General features: G+C 54.9%; 27 protein-coding genes, 1 tRNA gene and 1 pseudogene. 22 read left to right on the forward strand and 7 right to left on the reverse strand.

The window, feature by feature from the left end; translation table 11 throughout:
* Positions 1–73 precede the first annotated feature (73 nt).
* Positions 74–862: a DUF4225 domain-containing protein gene (locus KTJ90_RS05645; protein ID WP_499026002.1), complete on the forward strand. Its 789-nt coding sequence runs from the start codon at positions 74–76 to the stop codon at positions 860–862.
* A 1-nt stretch (position 863) separates the two neighbouring features.
* Here KTJ90_RS05645 and KTJ90_RS05650 read toward each other — a convergent pair whose 3' ends face one another.
* On the reverse strand, positions 864–1,211 hold the full coding sequence (locus tag KTJ90_RS05650; RefSeq protein WP_499026003.1) for a hypothetical protein: 348 nt from the start codon (positions 1,209–1,211) through the stop codon (positions 864–866).
* Positions 1,212–1,271: 60 nt separating this feature from the next.
* Between KTJ90_RS05650 and KTJ90_RS05655 the strand changes: the two genes are divergently transcribed.
* On the forward strand, positions 1,272–2,087 hold the full coding sequence (locus KTJ90_RS05655; protein WP_499026004.1) for a serine protease: 816 nt from the start codon (positions 1,272–1,274) through the stop codon (positions 2,085–2,087).
* A 748-nt stretch (positions 2,088–2,835) separates the two neighbouring features.
* Here the strand turns inward: KTJ90_RS05655 and KTJ90_RS05660 are convergent.
* The 3 genes and pseudogenes from KTJ90_RS05660 to KTJ90_RS05670 form a co-directional block, all read right to left on the reverse strand.
* Positions 2,836–3,013, reverse strand: a pseudogene (locus tag KTJ90_RS05660) (Arm DNA-binding domain-containing protein); the annotation flags it as partial.
* 173 nt (positions 3,014–3,186) lie between these two features.
* Positions 3,187–3,258 (reverse strand) — tRNA-Arg (locus tag KTJ90_RS05665).
* A 239-nt stretch (positions 3,259–3,497) separates the two neighbouring features.
* Positions 3,498–4,433 (reverse strand): formate/nitrite transporter family protein, encoded by a 936-nt coding sequence (locus KTJ90_RS05670; protein ID WP_039659709.1) that lies wholly within the window; start codon positions 4,431–4,433, stop codon positions 3,498–3,500.
* A gap of 242 nt (positions 4,434–4,675) precedes the next feature.
* On the opposite strand from KTJ90_RS05670, the gene ccmA reads away from it, so the two are divergent.
* The 10 genes from ccmA to mlaA all read left to right on the forward strand — a co-directional run bounded on the left by ccmA (position 4,676) and on the right by mlaA (position 12,556).
* Positions 4,676–5,293, forward strand: coding sequence for a cytochrome c biogenesis heme-transporting ATPase CcmA (gene ccmA / locus KTJ90_RS05675; protein ID WP_008926501.1), 618 nt, complete (start codon positions 4,676–4,678; stop codon positions 5,291–5,293).
* On the forward strand, positions 5,293–5,952 hold the full coding sequence (gene ccmB, locus KTJ90_RS05680) for a heme exporter protein CcmB (protein ID WP_003853097.1): 660 nt from the start codon (positions 5,293–5,295) through the stop codon (positions 5,950–5,952). Before ccmA ends, ccmB begins: the two co-directional genes overlap by 1 nt.
* 67 nt (positions 5,953–6,019) lie before the next feature.
* The gene (locus KTJ90_RS05685; protein ID WP_008926499.1) at positions 6,020–6,760 is read left to right on the forward strand and encodes a heme ABC transporter permease; all 741 of its coding nucleotides are present in this window, start codon (positions 6,020–6,022) and stop codon (positions 6,758–6,760) included.
* Positions 6,757–6,990 carry a heme exporter protein CcmD gene (ccmD, locus tag KTJ90_RS05690; protein WP_499026006.1) on the forward strand — a complete coding sequence of 78 codons (234 nt, stop codon included), beginning with the start codon at positions 6,757–6,759 and terminating at the stop codon, positions 6,988–6,990. The genes KTJ90_RS05685 and ccmD overlap by 4 nt, the downstream gene beginning before the upstream one ends.
* Positions 6,987–7,472, forward strand: a complete 486-nt coding sequence (gene ccmE, locus KTJ90_RS05695; RefSeq protein WP_008926498.1) for a cytochrome c maturation protein CcmE — start codon at positions 6,987–6,989, stop codon at positions 7,470–7,472. The genes ccmD and ccmE overlap by 4 nt, the downstream gene beginning before the upstream one ends.
* Positions 7,469–9,427: a heme lyase CcmF/NrfE family subunit gene (locus KTJ90_RS05700; RefSeq protein WP_008926497.1), complete on the forward strand. Its 1,959-nt coding sequence runs from the start codon at positions 7,469–7,471 to the stop codon at positions 9,425–9,427. The genes ccmE and KTJ90_RS05700 overlap by 4 nt, the downstream gene beginning before the upstream one ends.
* The gene (locus KTJ90_RS05705) at positions 9,424–9,981 is read left to right on the forward strand and encodes a DsbE family thiol:disulfide interchange protein (RefSeq protein ID WP_003853089.1); all 558 of its coding nucleotides are present in this window, start codon (positions 9,424–9,426) and stop codon (positions 9,979–9,981) included. Before KTJ90_RS05700 ends, KTJ90_RS05705 begins: the two co-directional genes overlap by 4 nt.
* Positions 9,978–10,430 (forward strand): cytochrome c-type biogenesis protein, encoded by a 453-nt coding sequence (locus tag KTJ90_RS05710; protein WP_003853088.1) that lies wholly within the window; start codon positions 9,978–9,980, stop codon positions 10,428–10,430. Before KTJ90_RS05705 ends, KTJ90_RS05710 begins: the two co-directional genes overlap by 4 nt.
* Positions 10,430–11,641 carry a c-type cytochrome biogenesis protein CcmI gene (gene ccmI, locus KTJ90_RS05715; RefSeq protein WP_337026990.1) on the forward strand — a complete coding sequence of 404 codons (1,212 nt, stop codon included), beginning with the start codon at positions 10,430–10,432 and terminating at the stop codon, positions 11,639–11,641. The genes KTJ90_RS05710 and ccmI overlap by 1 nt, the downstream gene beginning before the upstream one ends.
* Positions 11,642–11,791: 150 nt before the next feature.
* Positions 11,792–12,556, forward strand: coding sequence for a phospholipid-binding lipoprotein MlaA (gene mlaA, locus KTJ90_RS05720; protein WP_003853085.1), 765 nt, complete (start codon positions 11,792–11,794; stop codon positions 12,554–12,556).
* Positions 12,557–12,873: 317 nt separating this feature from the next.
* Here mlaA and fadL read toward each other — a convergent pair whose 3' ends face one another.
* Positions 12,874–14,157: a long-chain fatty acid transporter FadL gene (fadL, locus tag KTJ90_RS05725; RefSeq protein WP_008926495.1), complete on the reverse strand. Its 1,284-nt coding sequence runs from the start codon at positions 14,155–14,157 to the stop codon at positions 12,874–12,876.
* Between the two features lie 358 nt (positions 14,158–14,515).
* Here fadL and KTJ90_RS05730 point away from each other — a divergent pair, with 358 nt between their 5' ends.
* From KTJ90_RS05730 to sixA, 4 genes are all read left to right on the forward strand, one after another.
* On the forward strand, positions 14,516–14,812 hold the full coding sequence (locus tag KTJ90_RS05730) for a YfcZ/YiiS family protein (RefSeq protein ID WP_003854289.1): 297 nt from the start codon (positions 14,516–14,518) through the stop codon (positions 14,810–14,812).
* Between the two features lie 158 nt (positions 14,813–14,970).
* Complete coding sequence (gene fadI, locus KTJ90_RS05735; RefSeq protein ID WP_499026009.1) at positions 14,971–16,281, forward strand: acetyl-CoA C-acyltransferase FadI; 1,311 nt, start codon at positions 14,971–14,973, stop codon at positions 16,279–16,281.
* The gene (fadJ, locus tag KTJ90_RS05740; protein ID WP_499026010.1) at positions 16,281–18,377 is read left to right on the forward strand and encodes a fatty acid oxidation complex subunit alpha FadJ; all 2,097 of its coding nucleotides are present in this window, start codon (positions 16,281–16,283) and stop codon (positions 18,375–18,377) included. The genes fadI and fadJ overlap by 1 nt, the downstream gene beginning before the upstream one ends.
* A gap of 224 nt (positions 18,378–18,601) precedes the next feature.
* A complete protein-coding gene (gene sixA / locus KTJ90_RS05745) occupies positions 18,602–19,084 on the forward strand; it encodes a phosphohistidine phosphatase SixA (RefSeq protein ID WP_033763107.1) in 483 nt (160 codons plus the stop codon).
* A 29-nt stretch (positions 19,085–19,113) separates the two neighbouring features.
* Here the strand turns inward: sixA and smrB are convergent, their stop codons facing one another.
* The gene (smrB, locus tag KTJ90_RS05750; RefSeq protein ID WP_008926491.1) at positions 19,114–19,662 is read right to left on the reverse strand and encodes an endonuclease SmrB; all 549 of its coding nucleotides are present in this window, start codon (positions 19,660–19,662) and stop codon (positions 19,114–19,116) included.
* A gap of 159 nt (positions 19,663–19,821) precedes the next feature.
* Here smrB and prmB point away from each other — a divergent pair, with 159 nt between their 5' ends.
* The 6 genes from prmB to KTJ90_RS05780 are packed head-to-tail and all read left to right on the forward strand — an operon-like array spanning position 19,822 to position 24,408.
* Complete coding sequence (prmB, locus tag KTJ90_RS05755; protein ID WP_008926490.1) at positions 19,822–20,754, forward strand: 50S ribosomal protein L3 N(5)-glutamine methyltransferase; 933 nt, start codon at positions 19,822–19,824, stop codon at positions 20,752–20,754.
* Between the two features lie 45 nt (positions 20,755–20,799).
* Positions 20,800–21,885, forward strand: a complete 1,086-nt coding sequence (gene aroC / locus KTJ90_RS05760) for a chorismate synthase (RefSeq protein ID WP_078804626.1) — start codon at positions 20,800–20,802, stop codon at positions 21,883–21,885.
* A gap of 4 nt (positions 21,886–21,889) precedes the next feature.
* A complete protein-coding gene (gene mepA, locus KTJ90_RS05765) occupies positions 21,890–22,714 on the forward strand; it encodes a penicillin-insensitive murein endopeptidase (protein WP_003854286.1) in 825 nt (274 codons plus the stop codon).
* Positions 22,715–22,722: 8 nt separating this feature from the next.
* Positions 22,723–23,526: a sulfite exporter TauE/SafE family protein gene (locus tag KTJ90_RS05770; RefSeq protein WP_003854285.1), complete on the forward strand. Its 804-nt coding sequence runs from the start codon at positions 22,723–22,725 to the stop codon at positions 23,524–23,526.
* Positions 23,527–23,545: 19 nt separating this feature from the next.
* Positions 23,546–24,091, forward strand: a complete 546-nt coding sequence (locus tag KTJ90_RS05775; protein ID WP_003854284.1) for an elongation factor P hydroxylase — start codon at positions 23,546–23,548, stop codon at positions 24,089–24,091.
* Between the two features lie 32 nt (positions 24,092–24,123).
* Positions 24,124–24,408 carry a YfcL family protein gene (locus tag KTJ90_RS05780; RefSeq protein WP_003854283.1) on the forward strand — a complete coding sequence of 95 codons (285 nt, stop codon included), beginning with the start codon at positions 24,124–24,126 and terminating at the stop codon, positions 24,406–24,408.
* A 36-nt stretch (positions 24,409–24,444) separates the two neighbouring features.
* On the opposite strand, the gene mnmC is transcribed toward KTJ90_RS05780, so the two are convergent.
* Positions 24,445–26,451, reverse strand: a complete 2,007-nt coding sequence (gene mnmC / locus KTJ90_RS05785) for a bifunctional tRNA (5-methylaminomethyl-2-thiouridine)(34)-methyltransferase MnmD/FAD-dependent 5-carboxymethylaminomethyl-2-thiouridine(34) oxidoreductase MnmC (protein ID WP_499026011.1) — start codon at positions 26,449–26,451, stop codon at positions 24,445–24,447.
* Between the last annotated feature and the right edge of the window lie 95 nt (positions 26,452–26,546).

The following is a 26,546-nucleotide window of genomic DNA, read 5'->3' on the forward strand; positions in this document are numbered from 1 at the left end:
TTTTGCTTTCCCTGTGTAAGGGAATCTGATTAAATAAACTTAACGATACGTATAATGACATAAAGGCACAGTCATGGACTACTGGAAACCAGACCGATTCAAGGATTACTTTCTGAATATGGCTAATGCTGAAGCTAATCAGCTGCTTAGTACGACAAATCACTTATCTTTGATTCACCTGTCTGAGGGTTACAACAGGATTCAGTTTCAGGACGAAGTGAAGATTTTCGTTAATGCTCAGATGGATACGATTCGAACAGGTGCCAGCGATGATGAATGCCAGCAATGCATTCAAAACCTTAAAGAAGAACATCGTAATCTCATGAGACAAGATCAGCTTCTTCGTACTGGTCAGGCGGCATTGCATGCTTCAGTAAAATTCGTTCAGCAAGGTGATATCTGGGGATATATTATCGATGGTGTGGGGGTAGTACTGAGTGGATTACAGGTGGTGGCTGGGTTTGGAGTTATGGCCGCTTCAGCTGCAACCGGAAATATAATAGGGGTTGGTTTTGGTGCGATGCTCACGCTTCATGGCGTGAATGGCGTTCAGGAAGGTGTAATGAATGTTATTACAGGAAAAAATGACGCCCAGGGATTCTTGAAAGATGGTTACATTGGAGCAGCCAGGTTCTTGGGTTTTGATCAAAAAACAGGTGAAATTGCCTACAGCAGTATGGATCTTGCTCTTTCGGCCTATGGCATGTTCAGGCTGATAAGAAAACCTCAAACATTTCGACTTTTTTACTACGTAAACTCCGACTTCGTTAGGGGTATCAAAGATATGAGCCGCTTTGAATTAGGAGTGGAAATATATAATGACTATTCGGCTCTGAAATCAATTTACGATAATAAAAAATAAATCACTTTCTTCTCGTGTACCGGAATGATTTGTAGCCTAACTTCATGGGTGTGAAAATGTAAAAAATAGGAGCTATGATTAGCATTGTGATTGAGTATGAGGTAACAGCGAGGCTATCCTTGTACATAAGCGTGTATATCCAGACTATAGCAAGAATGGCTACAAGGACCATTGAAGCAATAAAACGTATGCTAAGCTCTTTAAGTAAAGCCGGGTAAGTCGTTCCACTTTTTTCAGCTTGCATTCTTAAAGCCGCAATATCTTTCGCATTGAAACCGTTTTCAGCAAGTTTTTCTTCAATTTCAAAAATGTTCATATCATCACCAAATTGTAGATTTATATTGATCATAACTCACATTGCTAATAATTTACCAGAAAAAATTATATTTTCATTCAAAAGGAAATGAAAGTGTTAGAGGACTCAAAATTAATTTATCCGCATTTTTCAATTATACACTATTCCCCAACGTGGATTGATGAGAGCAGGACTACTGAATTAGCTTTGGAATGGCAGAGTTCACTAGTGTCTTTTTTTATAACTCAACCTCACCGTAAACAAGAGGCCTTTTTGATCGGAAGCGGTTTTATATATCTATTAGGTGACAATATACCTTGTATTGTTACTGCTTCCCATGTAATTAAAGAGATGCAAAAAAGTGAATTGTCGTTCATATCGATTGACGGAAATAAATTTAAGTTCGAGCATCTGGAAGTATTTTTTAATGATGAACAAGATTACGCTATTATTCCTATGTCTGAAGAAATCATGAAGGCTATACCAAATAGCGTTCTTTTTGATACTAAAGTTAATAACGATTTTTTTGAGAAAACATCTTCATTTGTGATCATGGGATATCCATCAAAAGTTAATAAGTTACATAAAATGCACCCTGAGAAAGGCTTGTCGCCTTTTAATATTAATTTTCACAACTTTTTTTATGAAAGAAAAACCGAAGATATTTATTTCCATTTTATTGCTGGCGGAAAAGAAAAAAACATCTGTTTTGAGGGTGCCAGTACTAATAAAACCGTTACTTCGCTTGCAGGTATGAGTGGAAGCGTGATTGCTCAGTTGATAATTAATAAATTGGACGGCGGAGTTTCTTTAAAAGCTATTGGTATATTCAAAGAACATCGACCTAAAAGAGGTAATTTTCTGGTAGGTTCTACCTTGATTGATTTTGCTGATAATCTTAATTCATACTTAAATGATGATGATGCTTAGATAGGGTTTGGGCAAATATAATTCTTATACCTTCTCGCACAGTTAAGGAGAGTTGCAAAAGCTCACTCATTAATTTGTGTAAATTAATAGTGAGTGTTATTCACCCCTCAAGCAATCCTGATAATGGTGTGAATGATTTGTTTTTTTGATATATTTTCTGGCGCTGCAATTGAATAAAATAGCTTTCCTTCGGGATTTTTCTAAGAATTTCTATTGTAGATTGATGCGTTAGGTTACGGTGACACTTTCCAGTTACCATCGTTTTTAATGAATTAAAATTCAGCTACAGTTTGCTTCTCGCCCATCATGGGTAGTTTTATATCAGTATCCACTTTGCAAAGGTATTTCCCTTTTTCCTCTGACTCCTTACAGGAAACCTTATCAGCTTGGTTTAGAGTCGTGAGCATGTCTTTGCTATTCTCACCGAATCGCTGTCTGGTTTGTGCGCTCAATGTTGTCCTGCATAGCTTTCTGGATTTCGGAAGAGGAGGGTTTGCTGTCGCAGCCGGTAAGCAAAACTGCTAAAGACAGGGCTGCAACTGTTGAAAATCTATTCATTTTTAATTCCTTATATGATTTTGGTGCTCATTATTTTGCTATGGATTTGTTGAGGATCTGGTCGAAAATTTCACACCACTGCTTTAACTGCATTTCCTTATCGCGGATCCCGCGTTCATGGGGATGTCCTCATGTGGCTTATGAAGACATTACTAACATCGCGGCGTGTTAATCAACGGGGAGCAGGTCAAACCTCAGGATAAACACCGAGAGCAAGAATCTTTTGTTTGCTGCCAAAGCGATACTGAAAACGCCAGTATTTGGAACCGTGTGGGGGTAATAAAAAGATGCATACCATTACCGTCTGTCATTTTGACAGGCTTCGCAGCAGCCTTTGAATTCCTTACCTTTAACTCAGTGAGTGGCATAGTAAAAAATCTCCGGCTGATGGTATCTGCATTATCGAACCAAACATACTAACAATTATACCAACATAACACTGTGGATTTTGTGAGCCTGCTGGAGACGCAGGTAGACTATAGAATTGAATTAACTTACTGAATGGAATGGATAAAGTTGACGTTAAGAGACAGGCAAAAAGTGTCCCCTGCAGGAATCGAACCTGCAACTAGCCCTTAGGAGGGGCTCGTTATATCCATTTAACTAAGAGGACAGCAGCGTGCAGTATAGCGAAACAGTCCTGAAAATTCACCAGGTTGCCGCGCGTTTGCTCATTCCGCCAGCAATCCCGGTTTTCTGCACTGAACGCGGTTAAACATGACGCGCGCAGATCGTTCAAGCTGAGAAGATTCTCCGCTTCAGCCTGACGGTTTGATCTCAATATCAAAGGTTCAGCCAGCATGCCTGAAAGGCAGACAAAACCGGTAAATCAGCCTTGTCTGCCCCTGCCATTTATTCCGCGTTTTCCTTCTCTTCACGCTGACGGCGTTTTTCCTGCTTCCGCTTCTCAGCTTTTGCTTTGGCCACGGCGGCTTCACTCATGTCATTGCGAATCTGCGCGTGGCTGATCAACGCAAAAATCAGGGTGCCGCCGGTGATGTTGCCGAGCAGCGTCGGCAGGGCAAACGGCCACAGGAATTCATGCCAGCTAATGCTGCCGTTAAACACCAGATAGAGCACTTCTACTGAGCCCACGACAATGTGCGCCAGGTCGCCCAGCGCAACCAGCCAGGTCATCATCACAATCACCAGCAGTTTCGCGCCGCCCGCAGAGGGGAACATCCAGACCATGGTGGCGATAATCCAGCCAGAAATGACTGCATTGGCAAACATCTCGCCTGGGGTGTTTTCCATGACCTTCATGCTGATGTCGGTAAACGCCTGGCGGGTGGCCTCGTCAAAAATCGGCATCTCATTGAAGGCCAGCGCACCCAGTGCTGTACCAATCAGGTTACCCAGCAACACAATGCCCCATAACCGTAACAGCAGGCCCGTGTTACCCCAGGTAGGTTTGTGCATCACCGGTAATACGGCGGTAACGGTATTTTCGGTAAACAGCTGCTGGCGCGCCATAATAACAATAACAAAACCAAAGGTATAACCCAGATTTTCCAGCAGGAAAGCGCCCGGTACGCCATCCAGATGCACCTTAAATATCCCCTTGGCCATCAGTGACGCGCCCATGGACAAGCCCGCAGCGATAGCTGACCAGAGCAGCGCCATCCCGTCCCGCTCCAGCTCCTTTTCTCCATCCTGGCGAATCTCTTCATGAATCGCAGCCGCGCGGGAGGGTAAAGCCTCCTCATCAACTTCGATGTCAGTGCCCTTGTCCTTCTCTTCGCTCTCTACGTCGTTAGGACCCTGCTCATTACCTGATGAAGGCTTCATATTTTCTCCTGGTGATAGTGCTGTAACGTTATAAGCGTAGCCGTTTTTTATTTGCCGGAAATGTAACGTCCGATGCGAATAAGCGTAACAACGTTTTTCGGAACTGCATTTTTATTCAGACTGCTGATGAAAACGCACGAATAATCCCTTACCAGCGAAACTGAGCGCTGGCTCACACTTCGGCCCACAGCAACATTGTGGTAATATCCCGGCCACTTTTAGCTGGTGCGACTCCCCCTTCAATGCTGGAAATCATTACACTCACTTGTGCATACGACGAACGGTCGCTGTTCCGGCGGCTCTCATTTCGCGTATCCGCAGGTGACATTGTGCAGATTGAAGGCCCCAATGGTGCCGGTAAAACCTCGTTGCTGCGCCTGCTGGCCGGGCTGAGCCGTCCTGAAGAGGGTGAAATACGCTGGCAGCAGCAGTCGATCCTGCGTCAGCGTGAAAGCTGGCATCAGGCGATGCTCTATCTGGGTCATCAGCCCGGCGTCAAAGGCGTGCTCACGCCACTGGAAAATCTGCGCTTTTACCATCCCGATTGCAGTAATGCGCAGATTTTTGCTGCGCTGGAAAGTGTCGATCTCACGGGCGACGAAGAGGTGCCCGTCAGCCGGTTGTCGGCAGGGCAGCAGCGTCGGGTAGCGCTGGCACGTCTGTGGCTCAGTCAGGCTCGCCTATGGATTCTTGACGAGCCGCTGACCGCCATCGACAAAGCGGGTATTGAAAAATTAATGGCGCAGTTCGCCCGGCATGCCGATAACGGCGGTGCAGTGATCCTGACCACCCATCAGGATTTGCCTGCAGAGGCAGCGCGGGTGCGTAAAATTCGCCTCGGCGATGTGGAGGCAGAGTGATGCTGTTTCGCCTCATCCAGCGTGAATTACGCATCGCCTTTCGTGGCGGCGCGGATGTCGTCAATCCACTCTGGTTTTTCCTGATCGTCATTACCCTGTTTCCTTTAGGTATCGGACCGGACCCGCAACAGCTGGCTCGCATTGCACCGGGCGTTGCCTGGGTTGCTGCGCTGCTGGCGTCGCTGCTGGCGCTGGAGCGTCTGTTCCGTGATGACTTCAGCGATGGCTCGCTGGAGCAACTGGTGTTGCTGCCGACGCCGCTGCCGGTAACGGTTATCGGCAAAGTGGTGGCGCACTGGCTGGTCACTGGCGTGCCACTGATTATCCTGTCGCCGCTGGCCGCGCTGCTGCTGTCACTGGATTTTAATGGCTGGCGGGCAATGGCCCTGACGCTGTTGCTGGGTACGCCAACCCTGAGTTTTCTCGGTGCGATTGGCGTGGGTCTGACGGTGGGTTTACGGCGCGGCGGCGTGCTGCTGAGCCTGCTGGTATTACCGCTGGCTATTCCGGTTTTAATCTTCGCCAGTGCGGCGATGGAGGCGGCCAGTCAGGGGTTGCCGATTGGCGGCTATCTGGCGATTCTTGGCGCTATGTTGGTGGGCAGTGCGACGCTCGCGCCGTTTGCTACGGCGGCGGCGCTACGCATCACGTTGCAATAGCCACTTTGCAATAACCGCGCGTACAAGACGCGGCAACACTCTTTTATCGTTAATGTGAGCATTTGATATGTGGAAAGCGTTACATCAGCTGGCCAGACCCGAACGGCTTTATCAGTTTTCGGGGCGACTGGTTCCGTGGTTCGCCATCGCCGGGCTGGCGGCGTTGCTGCTGGGCTGGGTCTGGGGATTTGGATACGCACCCGCTGACTATCAGCAGGGCGACAGCTTTCGCATCATGTACATTCATGTGCCCGCTGCGATGTGGTCGATGGGTGTTTATGCTTCAATGGCCATCGCCGCCTTTATCGGCCTTGTGTGGCAGATGAAAATGGCCGATCTGGTTTCCGCCGCCATGGCTCCGGTGGGTGCGGTTTTTACCTTTATTGCGCTGGTCACCGGCTCGGCATGGGGCAAGCCGATGTGGGGCACCTGGTGGATCTGGGATGCCCGCCTTACATCAGAGCTGGTACTGCTGTTCCTCTATATGGGTGTGATTGCGCTGTATCACGCTTTTGATGACCGCCGCACCGCAGGCCGGGCAGCGGGTATTTTGATTCTGGTCGGCGTGGTCAATCTGCCAATCATTCACTTCTCAGTGCAGTGGTGGAATACCCTGCATCAGGGCTCGTCGGGCATTCTCCAGCAGGCGATTGCGCCGGTCATGCGCACGCCGCTGCGCTGGGCAATCCTCGGCTATCTGCTGGTCTTTATTACGCTGACGCTGATGCGACTGCGTAACCTGATTCTGTTAACCGAACGTCATCGTCCCTGGGCGATTGATGTGGCGAAGCGGGGGGAGCAGGCATGACTCCAGCCTTTTCCTCCTGGCACGCCTTCTTTGCGATGGGCGGTTACGCTTTCTATGTCTGGCTGGCGGTGGCCTGCACGTTGCTTTCACTGATCGGCCTGACGCTGCATACCCTGTTACTGCGCCGCGGTTTGCTGGCGGAGATTCGCCAGCGTGACGCACGTGAACGTCGCATCCGGGCAGCAAAATCGAAAAAAGCCGCGGCTGAAGCGGCAGGAGAGAAGTTGTGAATATCCGTCGACGCAACCGCCTTTATGCGGCCCTGGCGATCCTGCTCGGTCTTGGCCTGGCCACCGCGCTGGTGATGTATGCGCTGCGCTCAAACATCGATCTCTTCTATACCCCAGGCGAAATCCTCTACGGCAAAGGGGAGGCGCACGAGAAGCCCGAAGCGGGACAGCGGCTGCGCGTCGGTGGCATGGTGATGCCCGGCAGCGTCCGGCGCGATCCGAAAACGCTGGCTGTGTCGTTCAAACTTTATGATGCGCGTGGTGTGGTCAGCGTCAGTTTTGAAGGGATCCTGCCGGACCTGTTCCGTGAAGGGCAGGGCGTTGTCGCGCAGGGCGTGCTGGCGGCGGGCAACCAGGTGATCGCCAAAGAGGTTCTGGCAAAACATGATGAGAAATATACGCCGCCGGAGATTGAAAACGCGATGAAGAGTGATCAAACCGGCCCGCAGTCGCGCTATCAGGTGGGAAATAAATCATCATGATGCCCGAAATCGGAACCTTTCTGCTCTGCCTGGCGCTGGGCCTCTCCCTGTTGCTGAGCAGCTATCCACTGTGGGGCGCGGTGCGCCAGGATGCCCGCCTGATGGCGATGGCGCGTCCGCTGGCCTCGGGTCTGTTTGTCTGTATCGCGGCGGCGTTTGCACTGCTGGTCTGGGCCTTTATCAGCAACGACTTTACCGTTGCCTATGTCGTCACCAACTCTAATAGCCTGCTGCCGGTTTACTATCGCATCGCCGCCACCTGGGGCGCACATGAAGGATCGCTGCTGTTGTGGGTGTTGCTGCTGAGCACCTGGACACTGGCGGTGGCGATATTCAGTCGCGGTATGCCGCAGGATGCTCTGGCACGCGTGCTGGCAGTGATGGGGATGATCAATCTTGGCTTCCTGCTGTTTATCCTGCTGACGTCGAATCCGTTTGGCCGCACGCTGCCGGACTTCCCGATAGACGGCCATGACCTGAATCCCATGCTGCAGGATATCGGCCTGATCTTCCATCCGCCGCTGCTCTATATGGGCTATGTCGGCTTTTCGGTGGCCTTTGCGTTTGCCATCGCCTCACTGATGGCTGGCCGGCTGGATACCGCCTGGGCGCGCTGGTCACGCCCGTGGACGACCGCGGCCTGGGTCTTTCTGACCATTGGCATTGTGCTGGGATCGGCGTGGGCCTATTACGAACTGGGCTGGGGCGGCTGGTGGTTCTGGGATCCGGTTGAAAATGCGTCGTTTATGCCGTGGCTGGCGGGCACCGCTCTGATGCACTCGCTGGCGGTCACTGAAAAGCGTGGCACCTTCAAAGCGTGGACTGTGCTGCTGGCGATTACGGCGTTTTCGCTGAGCCTGCTGGGGACGTTCCTGGTGCGATCCGGGGTGCTGGTGTCGGTGCATTCCTTCGCCTCCGATCCGGCGCGCGGGATGTTTATCCTCGCGTTTCTGGTGATTGTCATCGGCAGCTCGCTGCTGCTTTACGCCATTAAAGGCGGGCAGGTGCGTGGCCGGGTACAGAATGAAACCTGGTCGCGCGAATCATTTTTGCTGGGCAATAATGTGCTGCTGATTGCCGCAATGCTGGTGGTCCTGCTCGGCACGCTGTTGCCACTGGTACATAAGCAACTGGGGCTGGGCAGCATTTCGGTCGGCGAGCCGTTCTTCAACACCATGTTCAGCTGGCTGATGGCGCCGTTTGCGCTACTGATGGGAATCGGACCGCTGGTGCGCTGGCGTCGCGATGAACCGCAAAAGCTGGCAAAACGGCTGGCACTGGCGCTGATCGTGACCCTGGCCTGTTCCATGATCATTCCCTGGTGGTTGCAGGATCGCATTGAGGCGATGACCGTGGTTGGCCTGCTGATGTCGCTCTGGATTATTGTACTGACACTGCTGGAGCTGCACGAACGCGCCACCCATCGTCACCCGTTCTTTGCCGGATTACGTCATCTGTCACGCAGTCACTGGGGCATGGTGCTGGGCCATCTGGGCGTAGGGGTCACGGTGATTGGCATTGCATTCAGCACGCAGTACAGCGTGGAGCGCGATGTGCGGATGAAAGCAGGCGATAGTGTCGATATTCATCACTATCACTTTGTCTTCCGTGGTGTGCAGAATCTGCAGGGGCCGAACTACAGCGGCGGCATGGGTATTATTGATGTCACCCGCAACGGCAAACATGAAGCAACACTGCAGGCGGAAAAACGCTTTTACACCGCTGCCCGCACCATGATGACTGAAGCGGCGATCGATGGCGGTTTCAGCCGCGATCTCTATGCGGCGCTGGGCGAAGAGCTGGATGATGACAGCTGGGCCGTGCGCATTTACTACAAACCCTTTGTTCGCTGGATCTGGTTCGGTGGCGCACTGATGGCGCTGGGTGGCCTATTCTGCCTGTTCGATCCCCGCTACCGTTCGCGCAAAAAAGCGGAAACGGAGGCGCGGACATGAATAAGAAAATCCTGTTTATTCCCCTGATGCTGTTTCTGCTGCTGGCGGCGGCGCTGCTGTGGCAGCTGACCCGCAATGCCGAGGGTGACGATCCGACCCGACTCGAATCTGCGCTGATTGGCAAACCGGTGCCGCTGTTCCGGCTGGAAGCACTGGATCAGCCGGGCAAAATCTACGATCAGCATGTGCTGACGGATGGCAAGCCGATGTTGCTGAATGTCTGGGCGACCTGGTGTCCGACCTGCCGCGCGGAGCATCAGTATCTGAATACGCTGGCGGAGCAGGGCATTCGCGTGGTCGGACTGAACTACAAAGACGATCGACGCAAGGCCGTTAACTGGCTGAACACACTGGGCAATCCCTATGCGCTGAGTCTTTATGATGGCAACGGTATGCTGGGACTCGATCTCGGTGTCTATGGCGCGCCGGAAACCTTCCTGATCGACGGTAAAGGAATCATTCGTTATCGCCATGCGGGCGATCTGAATGCGCGTGTCTGGGAGCAGGAAGTGAAACCGTTGTGGATGAAATACAGCGCGGAGGCGGGATCATGAGAACGCTGTTACTGCTCTGCGGCTTGCTGTTCAGCATCAATCTCTGGGCGACCATCGACACGCTGCAATTTGACTCGGTAGCCCAGGAAGAGCAATACCGTGACCTGACTGCGTCGTTGCGTTGTCCGAAATGTCAGAACAACAGCATCGCCGACTCGAATGCCATGATTGCCGCCGACATGCGATTAAAGGTCTACGAGCTGATGAAGCAGGGCCAGAGTCGCCAGCAGATCATCGACTATATGGTGGCGCGTTACGGCAATTTCGTCAGCTATTCGCCACCGGTCACGCCCTCCACCCTGATTCTCTGGGCGGGCCCGGCGCTGTTTGCGCTACTGGGCGGCGCGGTGATCATCCTGCGCAGCCGTCAGCGTAAAACCCGCAGCGAGCTGGATGAAGATGAGCAACAGCGTCTTAATGCGCTACTGAAGTCAGACAGGAAGCCGTAATGAGTGCATTTTGGATCACCCTTTTTCTGTTACTGCTGGCAGCCTGCACGCTGTTTATGGCGGCGGGCTGGCGGCAACGTCAGGCCAGCACAGGCGATCGCGATCGTCTTAATCAGCGCTTCTACCATCAGCGCATAAATGAGCTGGCGCAGGATGAAGCGCAGGGCGTGGTCGCTGAACGTCCGCTGATGGAGCGGGAATTACAGCAGACACTACTGGCGGATATTCCGCCGTCACAGGCAATGCAATCACACACCAGCAGCCGCTGGATTTTGCTGCCAGGCCTGATTGTACTGATTGCGGTCTCGCTGGGCACTTATCTGAAAACCGGCGGCCTGGCACAATTCACTGGCTGGATGCAGGTGCAGCAGGCGTATCCTGAGCTGCGTGCCCGTCTGATGGACCCTGGCGCTAAACCGCTGAGCATGGAAGAGCTGGCGCGTTTAGAGCTCGGATTGCGTACCGCGTTGCAAACAGAACCGGATAATCTGGCCGACTGGACGATGCTGGGGCGGCTCGGCATGGTGCTGAATAATACAGAGATCGCCAGTCAGGCCTTTGAGCATGCTTTACAGCTGGCCCCCAACGATCTGGCGCTCAAACAGGATTATGCAGAGGTTCTGACGCGATCTTCTGACCCGCAGGATAACCGGCAGGCGTCACTGCTGCTGCAATCATTGCTGAAAGCCGATCCGCACAACCTGCGGACGCTGAGCCTGCTGGCGTTTAATGCTTACGGACAGCAGCAATACGATCAGGCTATCGACGCATGGCAGACGCTTTTAGCTCTGTTGCCTGCCGATGACAAGCGGCACGCGATGATCGCCCGCAGCATTGAAAAGGCCAGAAGTGAGGCAGGGCAGCAGAGTCGTCAGCTGGCGCTGACCGTGACGCTGACACCTGAGGCAGAAAAAATGTTACCGCCAGACGGAGTGTTGTATATTTCGGTTTCTGACGGGGATTCACCCGTGCCGGTGGCGGTTAAGCGGATGCCGCTGAGTCATTTCCCGCTGACGCTGACGCTGGATGACAGTAACGCCATGATGCCAGATCGCCTGCTTTCGGCGCAGCATCAGGTCGCAGTAAGGGTGCGCGTTTCACGCGATGGCAGCGCCAATCCGCAGCCGGGTGACTGGCTGGGGCTGAGCGCCGTAACGCCCTGGGATGGGCATCAGTCCATCGCGGTAGAGATCAATAAGCAGCTTCCCTGAACGTAAAAATTGATAATGTTAACAATGATGCGTGCCATTGCCTGCTGCCTCTGGCACAAAGTCAGCTATGCTCATCGGGTAAGCCGATTCGACTCCGGGCTGTGACCTGAACGATGGGTAGACCTTTTTCATCCGCACAGGGAGATTGGAATGAATTATCGCCTGACCAGCCTGGCTGTGGCCAGCGTCCTTCTGGTGGGTTGTGCCAGTTCAAAGCCCGCGAATAGCGATCCTGCCGGGCGCAGCGATCCATTCGAAGGCTTTAACCGCACGATGTTTAACTTTAACTACAATGTGCTGGATCCGTATGTGTTACGTCCGGTCGCTGTCGCCTGGCGCGATTATGTGCCGGTTCCGGCACGTACCGGCCTGAGCAATTTCCTTGGCAACCTGGAAGAACCTGCCAGCATGGTCAACGCCATCCTGGTGGGTGACGGGCGCGATGCGGGTATTCACTTTACCCGTTTCTTCCTGAACAGCGTTCTGGGCCTGGGCGGTTTCATTGACGTTGCCGGTAAAGCGAACCCGGAACTGGCGCGTGAAGAGCCGCACCGTTTCGGTACTACGCTGGGTCATTACGGCGTTGGCTATGGTCCTTACGTTGAACTGCCTGCCTATGGCAGCTTTACGGTTCGTCAGGATGGCGGCGACTACGTTGATACCCTCTATCCGATTCTTGGCTGGCTGACCTGGCCGATGTCGATCGGTAAATGGACGCTTGAAGGGATCGAGACCCGTGCGCAGCTGCTGGATTCCGATGCGATCCTGAAACAGCAGAGCGATCCTTACGCCTTTATTCGTAACGCTTACTTCCAGCGTCACGACTTCCTGGCGCGCGGTGGCAAGCTCAAGCCGGAAGACAACCCTAACGCAGCCGCGATTCAGGATGACCTGAAGGATATCGACGCGCAGTAAGTGCAGGATCCCCTGCCTGCGTGTCGCTGTGTTTTTCTGCAGAGCGCACAGCAGCTGAAGTGATGGGAGCATACGCCCGGAACAAAGCATCGCGGGCCATGGATAAAAACGCCGGGAGCGTTTTTAAACAACGCAAAGCGTTGGCCCGGCAGCGGGCGCATCTCAGGGATGAGGTGCGTAATCGCCCACGCTGAGCAGTCAGGTATGGCGGGTTTTGCGTCTTTGCAAAGGGCGCATGCTCCCTGAGCCAGCCAGCGACCCGCCGCCACAAAAAAGGGCGACTCACCAGAGTCGCCCTTTTTGATCGTGCTATTTCATCAGAACTTGTAGTTAAAGTTCGCGCCGTAAAGCCAGGCCTTACCTTCAGAGGTAAAGGTATAAGGACCTTCTTTCACCGTCACTTTCTGTCCGTGCATATAAGAGATGCCTAAATCAACAGAGGCATTATCGTTAAAGGCATAAGAGGTACCGGCACTTAGCCACAAACGATCCTGGTCCGGAATAGAGATAGAACGCTTATCTGCTGGCACCGGGCTGTCATCAAACGCAATACCGGTACGGAAAGTCCAGTTCTTGTCGTAGGAATAGGTCGTGCCCAGCGCAATGCGGTACGCATCGTGGAAGCTTTCATCTTTATAGAACAGCGTCTGGCCGTTTGAACCGGTCGCTTTCAGCTCCTGGAACTGACTCCAGCTGGTGTACGCCAGGCTGTAGTGAACCGCCCACTGCGGTGCCACTTTATGCCAGCCCGACACTTCCCACATTTCCGGCAGATTCAGGGTTAATGCGCCCGGAACGGTCGTGCCGTTGGTGCCATCAGGAACACCGGTCACGGTCGGATCATTAAACGCATTCAGCCGTGATGAGAGGTTGCTCTTGTAATCGCCATCGAAATCAATTTTAACTTCTGAACGGTAGGTAAAGCCGAAGCGGTTATTTTCATCCACTTCATACAGGACACCGGCATTCCAGCCGTAGCCCCACTTATCGCCTTTCAGATGGGCCACCTGGGTATCAGCCGGAATACCCAGCCTCGCGCCTGATTCACCTGCATAGCGTTCAATTTTGGCTTTGGCGTAAACCGCATCAAAACCCACACCCACACTAAAATGATCATTCAGACGATAGGCGGTGCTGAGATTGAAATTGCCGGTCATCAGGTCGGTTTTACCCCCGTAACCGCCTGCGGTGTAGCCATTATTAAACTCTGTGGCTAAGCCATAATTTGACGTTGCAGATGCGCCAATCCACCACTGATCGTTAATAGGCTGAACGTAATGAATATTGGGGATCCACTGATTCGGGGCAATATTATTGGCATCCAGGCTGCGTCCGCTGGGACTGCGACCACTGATGTTGACATCTGGCGCAATATAAACCGCACCGAGTGAAAATTCAGGACGATCCATTAATGCCATCGTCGCCGGGTTACGGCTGGCTGACGCCGCCGTATCGCCCATTGCCCCTTCGCCTGAATATGCGCGACCTAAACCAATCGTAGAGAATTCATTTAACTGAAATCCAGCTGCGTAAACGTGTGAAGAGACAAGCGCCACTGCAGCCGCCACGGCTGACTTTGCAAACAGGTTTTTATGGTTCATGACCACAACCTCATGTGAATTATTATTTAACGCTATAACGTCGCGTAACAAAGGACGGCGGATTGTAGGGACTGATGTAAAGCGCACATATCAGACCAGTGCGGAGAGTATAGGTCCGACCTGTGTGCATGTTGCAATATTGTTTTTCAAATATTTCAGAATTGATCGCTTAAAATTCGATCTGCTTAACAAAACAGCCCCAATTCTGCACAGCATACCGATTCCAGTTTGTTCTGGATCAATTTTTATTGTGATATTCGTCACTTAGGGCCATACGCGTGGCGCATTTTTGGGCAAGCAGGTAAAATTTCGGTCATAAAATCGCGCAAACCGCCAGAATGCTGGTCAGGAGAATGAAATGACTGATGCCATTAAAAAATGCAGTGCGACCGAAACCGCAGCCTGTTGCTGTGTTGATGTGGGCACAGTGATGGATAACACCGATTGCACTGCAAGCTGGTCAGAATGGTTTGCTCAGCGTGCCGATGCGGAAGCGAAATTAGCGCAACTTACCCAGCGCGCGCGTGAGGTTGAATCAGAACCCTGTGTGATTGAATCGCGCTTCAGCGAAGTAAATCAGGGCGTACAGCTCGATGTCGATTTCACCTTCAGCTGCCAGGCTGAAACCCTGATTTTTCAGCTCGGTTTGCGTTAAATCTCTAAGCGCCGCGTACATGCGGCGTTTTTCATTTTCGTGTTTCCCTTCGCACTTTTTCCTTTCCGATATTGGCGGCTCACCCGCTTGTGGTTAACACTGATCAGGTCAGACCTCTTCAGGCAATGATGCCACAGTCCCAGCCACAGGTGAGAATAATGAGCAAAGCGCAGCCGCTGCTGACGCGTGATGGTGAACGCATCGCAATAACCCATGGGTTACGCACCCCTTTCCTGCGCCAGGCGACCGGCTTTCATGGCATTCCCGCCATTGAACTGGGACGTATGGTGGTCAGCGAATTAATGGCGCGCAGTGAACTTCCCGCTGAAGTGATAGAGCAACTGGTCTTTGGCCAGGTCGTGCAGATGCCGGAAGCGCCGAACATTGCGCGGGAAATTGTTTTAAGCAGCGGGCTGAATGTACATACCGACGCTTACAGTGTCAGCCGTGCCTGCGCCACCAGTTTTCAGGCGGTAGCGAATGTGGCAGAAAGTCTGATGGCGGGCACCATCTCTGCGGGCATCGCGGGTGGGGCTGACTCCTCTTCAGTGCTGCCAATCGGTGTCAGTAAAACGCTGGCGCGTGCGCTGGTGGATCTCAATAAAGCCCGCAGCGCCGGGCAGAAACTGCAGATCCTGCGACGTCTGCGCCCACGCGATCTGCTGCCGGTGCCACCCGCAGTGGCGGAGTATTCCACCGGCCTGCGCATGGGCGACACAGCCGAACAGATGGCGAAGAGTCACGGCATTACCCGTGAAGCACAGGATGCGCTGGCACTGCGATCCCATCAGCATGCCGCCCGAGCCTGGCAATCCGGGGTACTGAATCAGGAAGTGATGGCCGCTTTTGTGCCGCCGTGGAAAACCGCTATCGATCAGGACAATAACGTCCGTATGAATGCCAAAGCGGAGGATTACGCCCGACTGCGTCCGGCATTTGATCGCCAGCACGGTAGTGTTACTGCGGCCAACAGTACGCCACTCACCGACGGCGCGGCCGCGGTGATTCTGATGCGCGAGGGCCGCGCCCGCGAGCTGGGTATCAGACCGCTGGGTTATCTGCGCAGCTACGCTTTTTCCGCTATCGGGGTGCAGCAGGATATGCTGCTGGGTCCGGCGTACGCTTCACCACTGGCCCTGGATCGCGCTGGCGTGACCCTGGCCGATCTGACGCTGATCGATATGCATGAAGCGTTTGCCGCCCAGACGCTGAGCAACCTGCAGATGTTTCGCGATGAGCGCTTTGCCCGTGAGGTACTGAATCGTCCGCATGCGCTGGGCGAAGTGAATGAAGAGCGCTTTAACGTGCTGGGCGGTTCAATCGCCTATGGTCATCCTTTCGCCGCCACGGGCGCGCGCATGATTACCCAGACGCTGAACGAATTACGCCGCCGGGGTGGCGGGTTAGGACTGGTCACTGCCTGTGCAGCAGGTGGTCTGGGTGCGGCAATGGTTCTGGAGGCCGAATAATGGAGCAGAATGCGTTTCATCTGAAGATGCGACTGGATCACGTCGGCATCATCACGATTGATGTCCCTGATGAGAAAATGAACACCCTGAAAGCGGAATTTGCCGGGCAGATCACCGCGATTATTGCGGAGGCGCGGCGCGATCCAAAGCTGGCTGGCCTGGTGCTGATTTCCGGCAAGCCGGATAACTTCATTGCGGGTGCGGACATCAGCATGATCGACCGCTGCAAGAGCGAACAGGAAGCTGAAGCGCTGGCAAAACAGGGCCAGGAAGTGATGGCTGCGCTCGACGCGCTGCCGTTCCCGGTGGTTGCAGCCATCCACGGTGCCTGCCTCGGCGGCGGACTGGAGCTGGCGCTGGCCTGCGATGCACGTATCTGCTCGCTGGATGATAAAACCCGGCTCGGATTACCGGAGGTACAGCTCGGCTTGCTGCCAGGCTCTGGCGGCACTCAGCGGCTGCCACGCTTAATCGGCGTGCAGCAGGCGCTGCCGCTGATTCTGACTGGCAAAACGCTGCGGGCTAAACAGGCACGTAAGCTGGGTGTGGTTGATGACGCGGTGCCGCAGGCGATTCTGCTGGAGACCGCCATCGCCCGTGTGAAAAAGGGCAAGGTCAGCGGACGAACGCTGCCGCTGCGCGACCGTCTGCTGCATGGCCCGATTGGCCGTCAGGCACTGTTTGCCCTGGCGAGCCGTCAGACAGCTGCCAAGACCCAGGGCAATTATCCGGCGGCAAATCGCATTATTGAGGTGGTGCGCATCGGGCTGGAACAGGGCAGCCGGGCAGGACATGATGCTGAAGCGCGTGCCTTTGGTGAACTGGCGATGACGCCAGAATCCGTTGCGCTGCGCGGCATCTTCTTCGCAACAACGGCCATGAAGAAAGAGCGGGGCGGAGACGCGGAGCCTGCCGCGGTGAAAAGCGTCGCTATTCTCGGCGGTGGCCTGATGGGCGGCGGCATCGCCAGCGTCACCGCCATCAACGCGGGCTTGCCGGTGCGCATCAAAGATATCAGCCTGGAAGGGGTAAACCATGCGCTGAAAACCAGCTGGGAGCTGCTGAGTAAAAAGGTTAAACGACGCCAGCTGACGCCGGCACAGCGTCAACAGCAGATGGCTCGTATCACGGGCGGCACCGATTATCAGGGCTTTTCACAGCGTGATGTGGTGATCGAAGCCGTATTCGAAGATTTAGCGCTGAAGCAGCAGATGGTGAGCGAAGTGGAAGCACACTGCCAGCCGCACACGCTGTTTGCCTCAAACACCTCTTCGTTGCCGATCGAAGAGATCGCCGCCAAAGCGCAGCGTCCGGAAAACGTCATCGGGCTGCACTATTTCAGTCCGGTCGAAAAAATGCCGCTGGTGGAGGTGATTCCCCATCTGAACACCTCAACCGCAACGCTGGTGACGATTGTGGCACTGGCACGCAGCCAGGGCAAAACCCCGATTGTGGTGGCGGACAAGCCGGGTTTCTATGTTAACCGCATCCTGACGCCTTATATAAATGAAGCGATGCGCTGCCTGCTGGAGGGCGAACCCATCGACCATATTGATCGGGCGCTGGTGAAGTTTGGTTTTCCGGTCGGCCCGATTCAGCTGCTGGATGAGGTGGGTATCGACGTCGGCAGTAAAATCAGTCCCATCCTGCATCAGGCCTATGGCGAACGCTTTGCCGCGCCGGCCGCGTTTGATGCGGTGTTGAAAGATGGCCGCAAGGGACGTAAAAACAGCAAAGGCTTTTATCGCTATGACCAGGCGCGCTGGCAGCGTAAAAAACCTGACGCCTCACTTTATACTTTGCTGAAGGTCACACCGAAAGCCAGGCAGAGTGAGGCACAGATTGCTGAACGCTGTGTCATGATGATGCTCAATGAGGCGGCCCGCTGTCTTGACGAGCAGGTGATCCGCTGCGCGCGCGATGGCGATATCGGTGCCGTGTTTGGCATCGGCTTTCCGCCATTTTTGGGTGGTCCGTTCCACTACATGGACAAACTGGGCGCGGCGGAAATGGTCAACAGATTAACCCGGCTTACGCAGCAACATGGGGAACGTTTTACACCCTGTGACGCGCTGATTGAGGCGGCTAAAAAATAGACGAAATTTTACATTTCTGCTGAAAATGGAATAACCAATCCGATTCAGCGGCTTAGAAAAACGCCGCCAGAGTGTGCGGCGCAGCATGATTCTGAGAAGTGCTTATTTAATAAACAACCGGTTGACTATACTGAAGCCATTAGGGTAAAACACAGCGTTCATTCGCAGAGTGAAGAGTCAGGCGCTACGCGTCGGGCGATGTCGACAAACAACAGCGGTGCTTTATGCAAGTTTTTATCATGCGTCACGGCGATGCGGCTCTGGAAGCAGCCAGTGATTCAGTCAGGCCATTGACCTTATGTGGCTGCAACGAATCACGTCAAATGGCCAACTGGCTTAACAGCCAGACGCCGGACATTGAGCGAGTAATGGTGAGTCCCTATTTACGCGCGCAGCAAACGCTCGCGACGGTGCGTGAAGCCTTTCCCCTGCCGGAAGGCCAGGACGTTCTGCCGGAGTTAACGCCGGGTGGCGATCCTGAGATGGTAGGGTGCTATCTGCAGGCGCTGGCGAATGAAGGCGTGAAATCGGCGCTGGTGATCTCACATTTACCGTTGGTAGGGTATTTAGTCTCTGAACTGTGCCCACAGGAAGCACCGCCCATGTTTGCCACTTCCGCCATTGCCTGCGTGGAGTTCGATCCCGCGGCAAGCGCAGGTAAATTGCTGTGGCAGGTCAGTCCCAAAAAACTGGCGAAAGCGATCTGACGTCTCTGGGCCGATCCCGTCGGCCCCTTTTATGGCAACTCAGGCGGTTGCCACTCCTCAATCTCAATCAATACCAGCAGCGCGGCGTCACCGCCAAACATCTTCGGCGCCTGATGAAAAGCCATCACCCACGGATGCTGGGCCAGCCACAGCGGCGTCTGCTGCTTCAGAATATGCTTCCCATGACCGGTCATGACGCTGGCGCAGAACAGATGTTCACGGCGGCAGGCGGCGATGAGTGCCCCCAGCTCCTGCTTGGCCTGCTGCTGCGTTAATCCGTGCAGATCAAGGAAAATTTCCGGCGTATAGTCACCGCGACGCAATTTTTTCAGCTCAAAGTGACTGACATCGGCGCGAACGTAACGGGTTGCCCCTTCCGTAGAAAGCAGCGGCTGAAACTCATCCGAAAAGTAGTGACTGTTGTCCGCCTGCTCTGAAAGCAGACGCTTTACCGGAATCTGGCGGGTTTTCACCGGCGCTTTATGGACAAAGGTGTCCTGTTTTAACTGACGTGTTCCGGTCATTAACTGGCGAAACAGCGCTTCATCATCCGGGCTTAGTGGTGTTTTTTTACTCATGGCAGGTCAGTCATATCAGAAAAGGCTGTCACACAGCAGAGCCGCTACCTTACCGTTAAGTGTCATTAAATGTCAGCTTTTTCACCTCGCTGCGCTGAATTCTCCCCGGCTTCATGGCACACTACTGGCCGATTTAGCAAAAGGCCTGCGGAGGGCTACGTGGACAAAATTTTCGTCGATGAGGCAGTGAACGAACTGCACACCATTCAGGACATGCTGCGCTGGGCGGTCAGCCGCTTTTCCGCTGCCGGAATCTGGTACGGACATGGTACAGACAATCCCTGGGACGAAGCCGTTCAACTGGTCCTGCCGTCACTCTGGCTACCGCTGGATATTCCGGAAGATATGCGCAACGCGCGTCTGACCGCCAGCGAACGTCTGCTGATCGTTGAGCGCGTTATCCGTCGCGTCAACGAGCGCATTCCGGTCGCCTATCTGACCAATAAAGCCTGGTTCTGCGGTCACGAATTCTTTGTGGATGAGCGCGTGCTGGTTCCACGTTCACCCATTGGCGAACTGATTGAGAACCGCTTTGCCGGTCTGGTCAGCACGCCGCCGCGTCATATTCTGGATATGTGTACCGGCAGCGGCTGCATCGCGATTGCCTGCGCCTATGCCTTCCCGGAAGCGGAAGTGGACGCCGTGGATATCTCCACCGGTGCGCTGGCCGTCGCCGAGCAGAACATTGAAGAGCATGGACTAATTCATCAGGTGACGCCAATTCGTGCTGACCTGTTCCGCGAACTGCCACAGCTAAAATACGATCTGATCGTCACGAATCCGCCGTATGTGGATGCGGAAGACATGGATGATCTGCCAAACGAATATCGTCACGAACCTGAGCTGGGTCTGGCGGCAGGCAGCGATGGCCTGAAGCTGGTGCGCCGTATTCTGGCGTGTGCACCTGACTATCTCAGCGAGCAGGGCGTTCTGGTCTGCGAAGTGGGCAACAGCATGGTGCACATGATCGAGCAGTATCCCGATGTGCCCTTTACCTGGCTGGAATTCGACAACGGCGGTGACGGCGTCTTTACGCTGACGCGCCAGCAGATTGTCGACGCACAACACCATTTCTCTTTTTATAAAGACTAAAAGTGGGGCGAAGTATCGCCCGCCAAACCCTGAGAAGGAAACAGCATGGCCGGAAACAGCATCGGGCAATTTTTTCGAGTAACCACTTTCGGCGAGTCCCACGGTCTTGCGCTGGGCTGCATTGTTGACGGCGTGCCGCCAGGCATCCCGCTGACCGAAGCCGATATTCAGCACGATCTCGATCGCCGTCGTCCTGGCACATCGCGCTATACCACGCAGCGCCGCGAGCCGGATCAGGTGAAAATTTTGTCCGGTGTGTTTGAAGGCGTGACGACCGGCACCTCAATTGGTCTGCTGATTGAGAACACCGATCAGCGCTCGCAGGATTACGGCGCGATCAAAGATCTGTTCCGTCCGGGCCATGCGGATTACACCTACGAGCAGAAATATGGTCAGCGCGACTACCGTGGCGGCGGCCGCTCGTCGGCGCGCGAAACCGCGATGCGTGTGGCGGCGGGTGCCATCGCCAAGAAATACCTGCAGATGAAACACGGTGTGGTGGTGCGCGGCTATCTGTCACAGATTGGTGATATCGCCTGCGAGCTGAAAGACTGGAGCATCGTAGAAGAGAACCCGTTCTTCTGCCCGGATGCTGACAAGCTGGAAGCGCTGGACGAACTGATGCGCGGCCTGAAAAAAGAGGGCGACTCCATTGGCGCCAAAGTCACTGTCATGGCTGAGAACGTGCCACCAGGCCTGGGCGAGCCGGTCTTCGACCGACTGGACGCCGATCTGGCGCACGCGCTGATGAGTATCAATGCCGTCAAAGGCGTCGAAATTGGCGACGGCTTTGCGGTGGTAAACCAGCGCGGCAGTCAGCATCGCGACGAGATCCGTCACGATGGTTTCCAGAGCAATCACGCGGGCGGCATTCTGGGCGGCATCAGCAGCGGTCAGATCATCAGCGCCAATGTGGCGATGAAACCGACTTCCAGCATCACCGTGCCGGGTAAAACCATTACCCGTGATGGCGAAGAAGTGGAGATGATCACCAAAGGTCGTCACGATCCCTGCGTGGGGATCCGTGCCGTGCCGATCGCGGAAGCGATGATGGCGATCGTGCTGATGGATCATCTGCTGCGCCAGCGGGCGCAGAACGGTGATGTTAACAGCTCCGTGCCGCGCTGGTGATGGCATGAAAGCGCTCCTGCTTACCCTGAGTGCGCTGCTGATCAGCGCCTCAAGCCTGGCGGCGACGCCGTGGCAAAATATTCAGCATCCAATCAGCGGCGCACCGCAATCTATTGGCGGCTTTGCCAATGGCTGTATTGTTGGTGCGCAGTCGCTGCCGCTGAATTCACCCAACTATCAGGTGATGCGGCAGGATCAGCGGCGTTATTTTGGTCATCCCGATCTGATTCAGTTTATTCAGCGGCTCAGCACCCAGGTGCATAACCTGCAACTGGGTAACGTGCTGATTGGCGACATGGGCATGGCAGCAGGCGGGCGCTTCAGCAGCGGTCACGCCAGTCATCAGACCGGACTGGATGTAGATATCTGGCTGCAGCTACCAAAAAGCCGCTGGAGCGCGCAGCAACTGCTGAAGCCGCAGCCGCTGGATCTGGTTGGGCCAGGCGATAAAAATGTCATTGCGCGCCACTGGCAGCCGGAAATCGACAGCCTGATTAAACTGGCGGCCAAAGATGATGATGTCACACGCATCTTCGTCAATCCGGCGATTAAAAAGCAGCTTTGTGCTGATGCCGGTAACGATCGTGACTGGCTGCGTAAAGTGCGTCCGTGGTTTGCTCATCGTGCCCATATGCATGTGCGGCTGCGCTGCCCGGCAGGCAGTATTGGCTGTGAAGATCAGCCTGCACCGCCGCCAGGCGATGGCTGTGGCGCAGAACTGCAGAGCTGGTTCCTGCCTAAGCAACCGGGTTCTGGTGCACCGGTGAAACGTGAGCCACCGCCGCTGCCGCCTGCCTGTCAGGCCCTGCTGGATAAACATTTACTGTAAGGGATTCCATGGATTGGTTTGTGGTCAGCCCGCTGCTGGTCGGGCTGCTGTTTTTAATCGCCATGCTGGCCGGTTTTATTGATTCAATCGCGGGTGGCGGGGGATTACTTACGGTACCTTCGTTGCTGGCGGCGGGCCTCTCTCCTGCCCAGGCGCTGGCGACCAATAAACTGCAATCGGTCGGCGGATCGTTTTCCGCCAGCCTCTACTTTGTCCGGCGCGGTGCAGTGAAGCTGAATGAGCAGTGGCTGAATATCGCCATGACGCTGATGGGGTCCGTGCTGGGTGCGATACTGATTCAGCGTCTGCAGGCGGATTTTCTGCGTCAGATGCTGCCGCTGTTTTTAATCGCCATCGGCCTGTGGTTCCTGCTGATGCCGCGCCTGGGGGAAGTGGATCAGGCGCGCCGCCTGCATGGCCTGGCTTATGCGCTGGTGGGCGGCGGAGCAGTGGGATTCTACGACGGATTTTTCGGACCGGGCGCAGGCTCCTTTTATGCACTGGCTTTCGTCACGCTCTGCGGCTACAACCTGGCCAAAGCGACCGCACACGCCAAGGTCCTTAACTTCACTTCAAACCTGGGCAGCCTGCTGTTCTTTATGTTCGGTGGCAAAGTGGTGTGGGGAACCGGCCTGGTTATGATGCTCGGCGCGTTCTGCGGCGCGCGTCTGGGCGCGCGGCTGGTGCTGAGCCGCGGACAGAAACTGATCCGCCCGATGGTGGTCATTGTCTCTGCCGTCATGAGCATTAAATTACTGTGGGACAGCCACGGCAGCGACGTTCTGGCCTGGCTGGCCACGCTGCATTCGTAACTTTTTAAGTGATACCGTCATGAACCCGACTCATCATTATGAACAGCTGATCACGCTGTTTGATCGCTGTTTCAGCGATGAATTTCAGACCCGTCTAATTAAAGGCGACGATGAACCGATCTATCTTCCTGCGGATGCAGAGTCGCCGTGGAACCGCGTGGTCTTTGCCCACGGCTTCTACGCCAGCGCTCTGCACGAGATCTCACACTGGTGCATCGCCGGTGAAGCCCGCCGCAAACTGGTCGATTTTGGCTACTGGTACTGCCCGGATGGCCGCGACGCGCTGACCCAGAGTCAGTTTGAAGCCGTGGAAGTTAAGCCGCAGGCGCTGGAGTGGATGTTTTGTACGGCGGCAGGCTTTCCCTTCAACGTGAGTTGTGACAATCTCGATGGAGATTGTGAGCCGGATCGCATTGCGTTTCAGCGTAAAGTCCATGCTCAGGTCATGAGCTATCTGACGTCGGGCATTCCCGACCGTCCCGCGCGTTTTATTACCGCCCTGGCGGAATTTTATGGCAGGCCGTCATTAACAGCGTCGCAGTTTCCCTGGCCGGACGATCTGTGATGCAGAAAGGCATTATAAATAGAGGAATTGAGATGATCGCAGAATTTGAAGCGCGTATTCTGGCCCTGATTGACGACATGGTCGAGCATGCCAGTGACGATGAGCTGTTCGCCAGCGGTTATCTGCGCGGGCATCTGACACTGGCCGTGGCCGAGGTGGAGCAACTGGGCGAACATACGCCAGAAGCGCTGCAGATTCAGGTCTCCCGCAGCCTGCAAAATGCCATTGCGGCGGGCGAGCTCTCGCCGCGCGATCAGGCATTAGTGGTGGGGATGTGGGACAACCTGTTTGTCCAGGCTCGTCAGCTCTCCGCCTGACCGTGCAGGGCGGCATGCCGCCCTTATCATCGCCAGCTAAACCGCTTTTCCCTTCAGTAATTTCCTTACCCAGTAACGATTCGGATTGAGGGCTGCCAGCGTACTGGCATCCAGCGGCTGTGGCTCGCCGGTCAGCTGGGCTGCCAGCACTTCGGCTGCCAGCGGTGCACTGCACAGGCCGCGCGACCCCAGCGCCCCAAACAGGTATAAGCCCGTAAACTCAGGTGCGTCAGCGATGTCATGACCTGCTGCAAGCTGGGTCGGTAAATCAGCATACTGCTTAAGCGTCGCATCATAATCCGGTACGCCGCCCACCATCGGCAGGTGGTCCCGCGTGGCACAACGCACGCCCATTCTTGCTTCACCGCCACTGACATCCACGTTTGTTGCCCAGCGGCTGTCAGGCAGGCAATGCAACAGGCGGCTGCGGTTCTCCTGCTGATCCTCTTCCCGGTAATCTGTGGCGGTTTCGCCACGGTGATAGCTGGCACCGATGCAGTGAGTACCAAACTGTGGGCTGACGGGCGTCAGATAGCCGTCGTAACAGAGCACGGTGTGGAGTGCATTAAGCCCCGACGTGGAGGGAACATGGCTTACCTGACCGGCCACCGGATAGGCTGGCAGCGGGGCGCTCTGCGCAAAGTCGGCTATCGCATGACCGTTTGCCAGCACCACCGTGGCATGACGGACCGCCGGATGATCGCTGAACGTCAGCGTCCAGTGATCGCCCTCGCGTGAAAGTTCGCTGACGCGATGCAGCCAGTGAATGCGTAATCCCTGGGTTTCGCCATGCGCCAGCATCGCGCTGGTCAGCTCAGCCGGTGAAAGCCAGCCGCCCTGCGGGTAGAAAATACCGCCACAGCCGTGGTCGACATTCGCCAGCGTCTCTGCCTCATCCACATTAACGCCACGGGCGATGGATTCAGGCAGGCCCATCGCCAGCATCTGATCGATCTTCTTACGGCTTTTCTCATCCCAGCCCAGTTGCAGCACACCGCTCCAGTGATGTTCATAGACGACAGTTAACTGATCGTAGAGCCGCCGGGCAAAACTGAATGCTGCCGGGAAAAAGGTGGCAAGCGCCGGGTCGTGCTGATTGAGCAGCGGATAGAGTGCTCCCTGACGATTGCCGGACGCACCCAGCGCCGGCGCCTCATCGGCGCAGTAAAGCGTCACCCGCCAGCCGCGACGCAGCAGCGCCAGCGCCAGCGTGGCACTGGCAACGCCGCCGCCAATGAGCGCAACATCATGTTGCGCCGCTGATTGACGATGATACCAGGGCTGCCCGGCAGGCAGCGCAGGTGCATCCTGTAAAGGTCCGCATAGCATTTCGCGCTTGGGACCAAATCCTTTGCGGCGGATGACGTCAAAGCCGGCCTCCTGCAGACCGCGCCGGACAATGCCTGCGGCGGTAAAGGTCGCGAATGTCCCCTGCGGACGCGCCAGTTTTGCCATCATGCTGAACAGTGCTGGCGTCCACATATCCGGGTTCTTCGACGGCGCGAAACCATCCAGGAACCAGGCATCCACCTGACGATTCAGGCTCTCATCCAGCTCTCCCATCAGCTGGTTAATATCGCCCAGCCACAGGTCGAGCGTGATGCGTCCGCCGTCAAACAGCAGTCGCTGGCAGCCGGGCAGGGCGGCGGGCCATTGCGCCTGCAGCGCCGCCGCCCACGGGGCCAGTTCAGGCCAGTGCTGCTGCGCCACAGCCAGGTCATCACGGGTTAACGGAAATTTCTCAAAGCTGATGAAATGCAGACGTTTTAAAGTGGCATCAGGCTGATCACGCTGAAACGCATCGAACGCCTGCCACAACGTCAGAAAATTGAGGCCGGTGCCAAAACCGCTTTCCGCCACGATCAGCAGATCCCGTGGATGCTCAGCAAAACGCTGGGGAAAACCGTTGCCGCCAAGGAAGACATAGCGTGTCTCTTCCAGACCATTGTCATTAGAGAAATAGACGTCGCCAAACGCTCGGGAAACAGGTGTACCCTGTTCATTCCAGTTTAGCTGCGCATGTTCGACCGGGGTTAATTTCACGGTAAAGGCTCATTTTTCAGGCAGTGGCGCGATTTTAGCGACCCACGTGACATGACGCAAATTTACAAAAGGAAATAGCTGATCGGACTTGTTCG

It is taken from the genome of Pantoea jilinensis (assembly GCF_019104105.1).
Lineage (GTDB): Bacteria > Pseudomonadota > Gammaproteobacteria > Enterobacterales > Enterobacteriaceae > Pantoea > Pantoea eucalypti.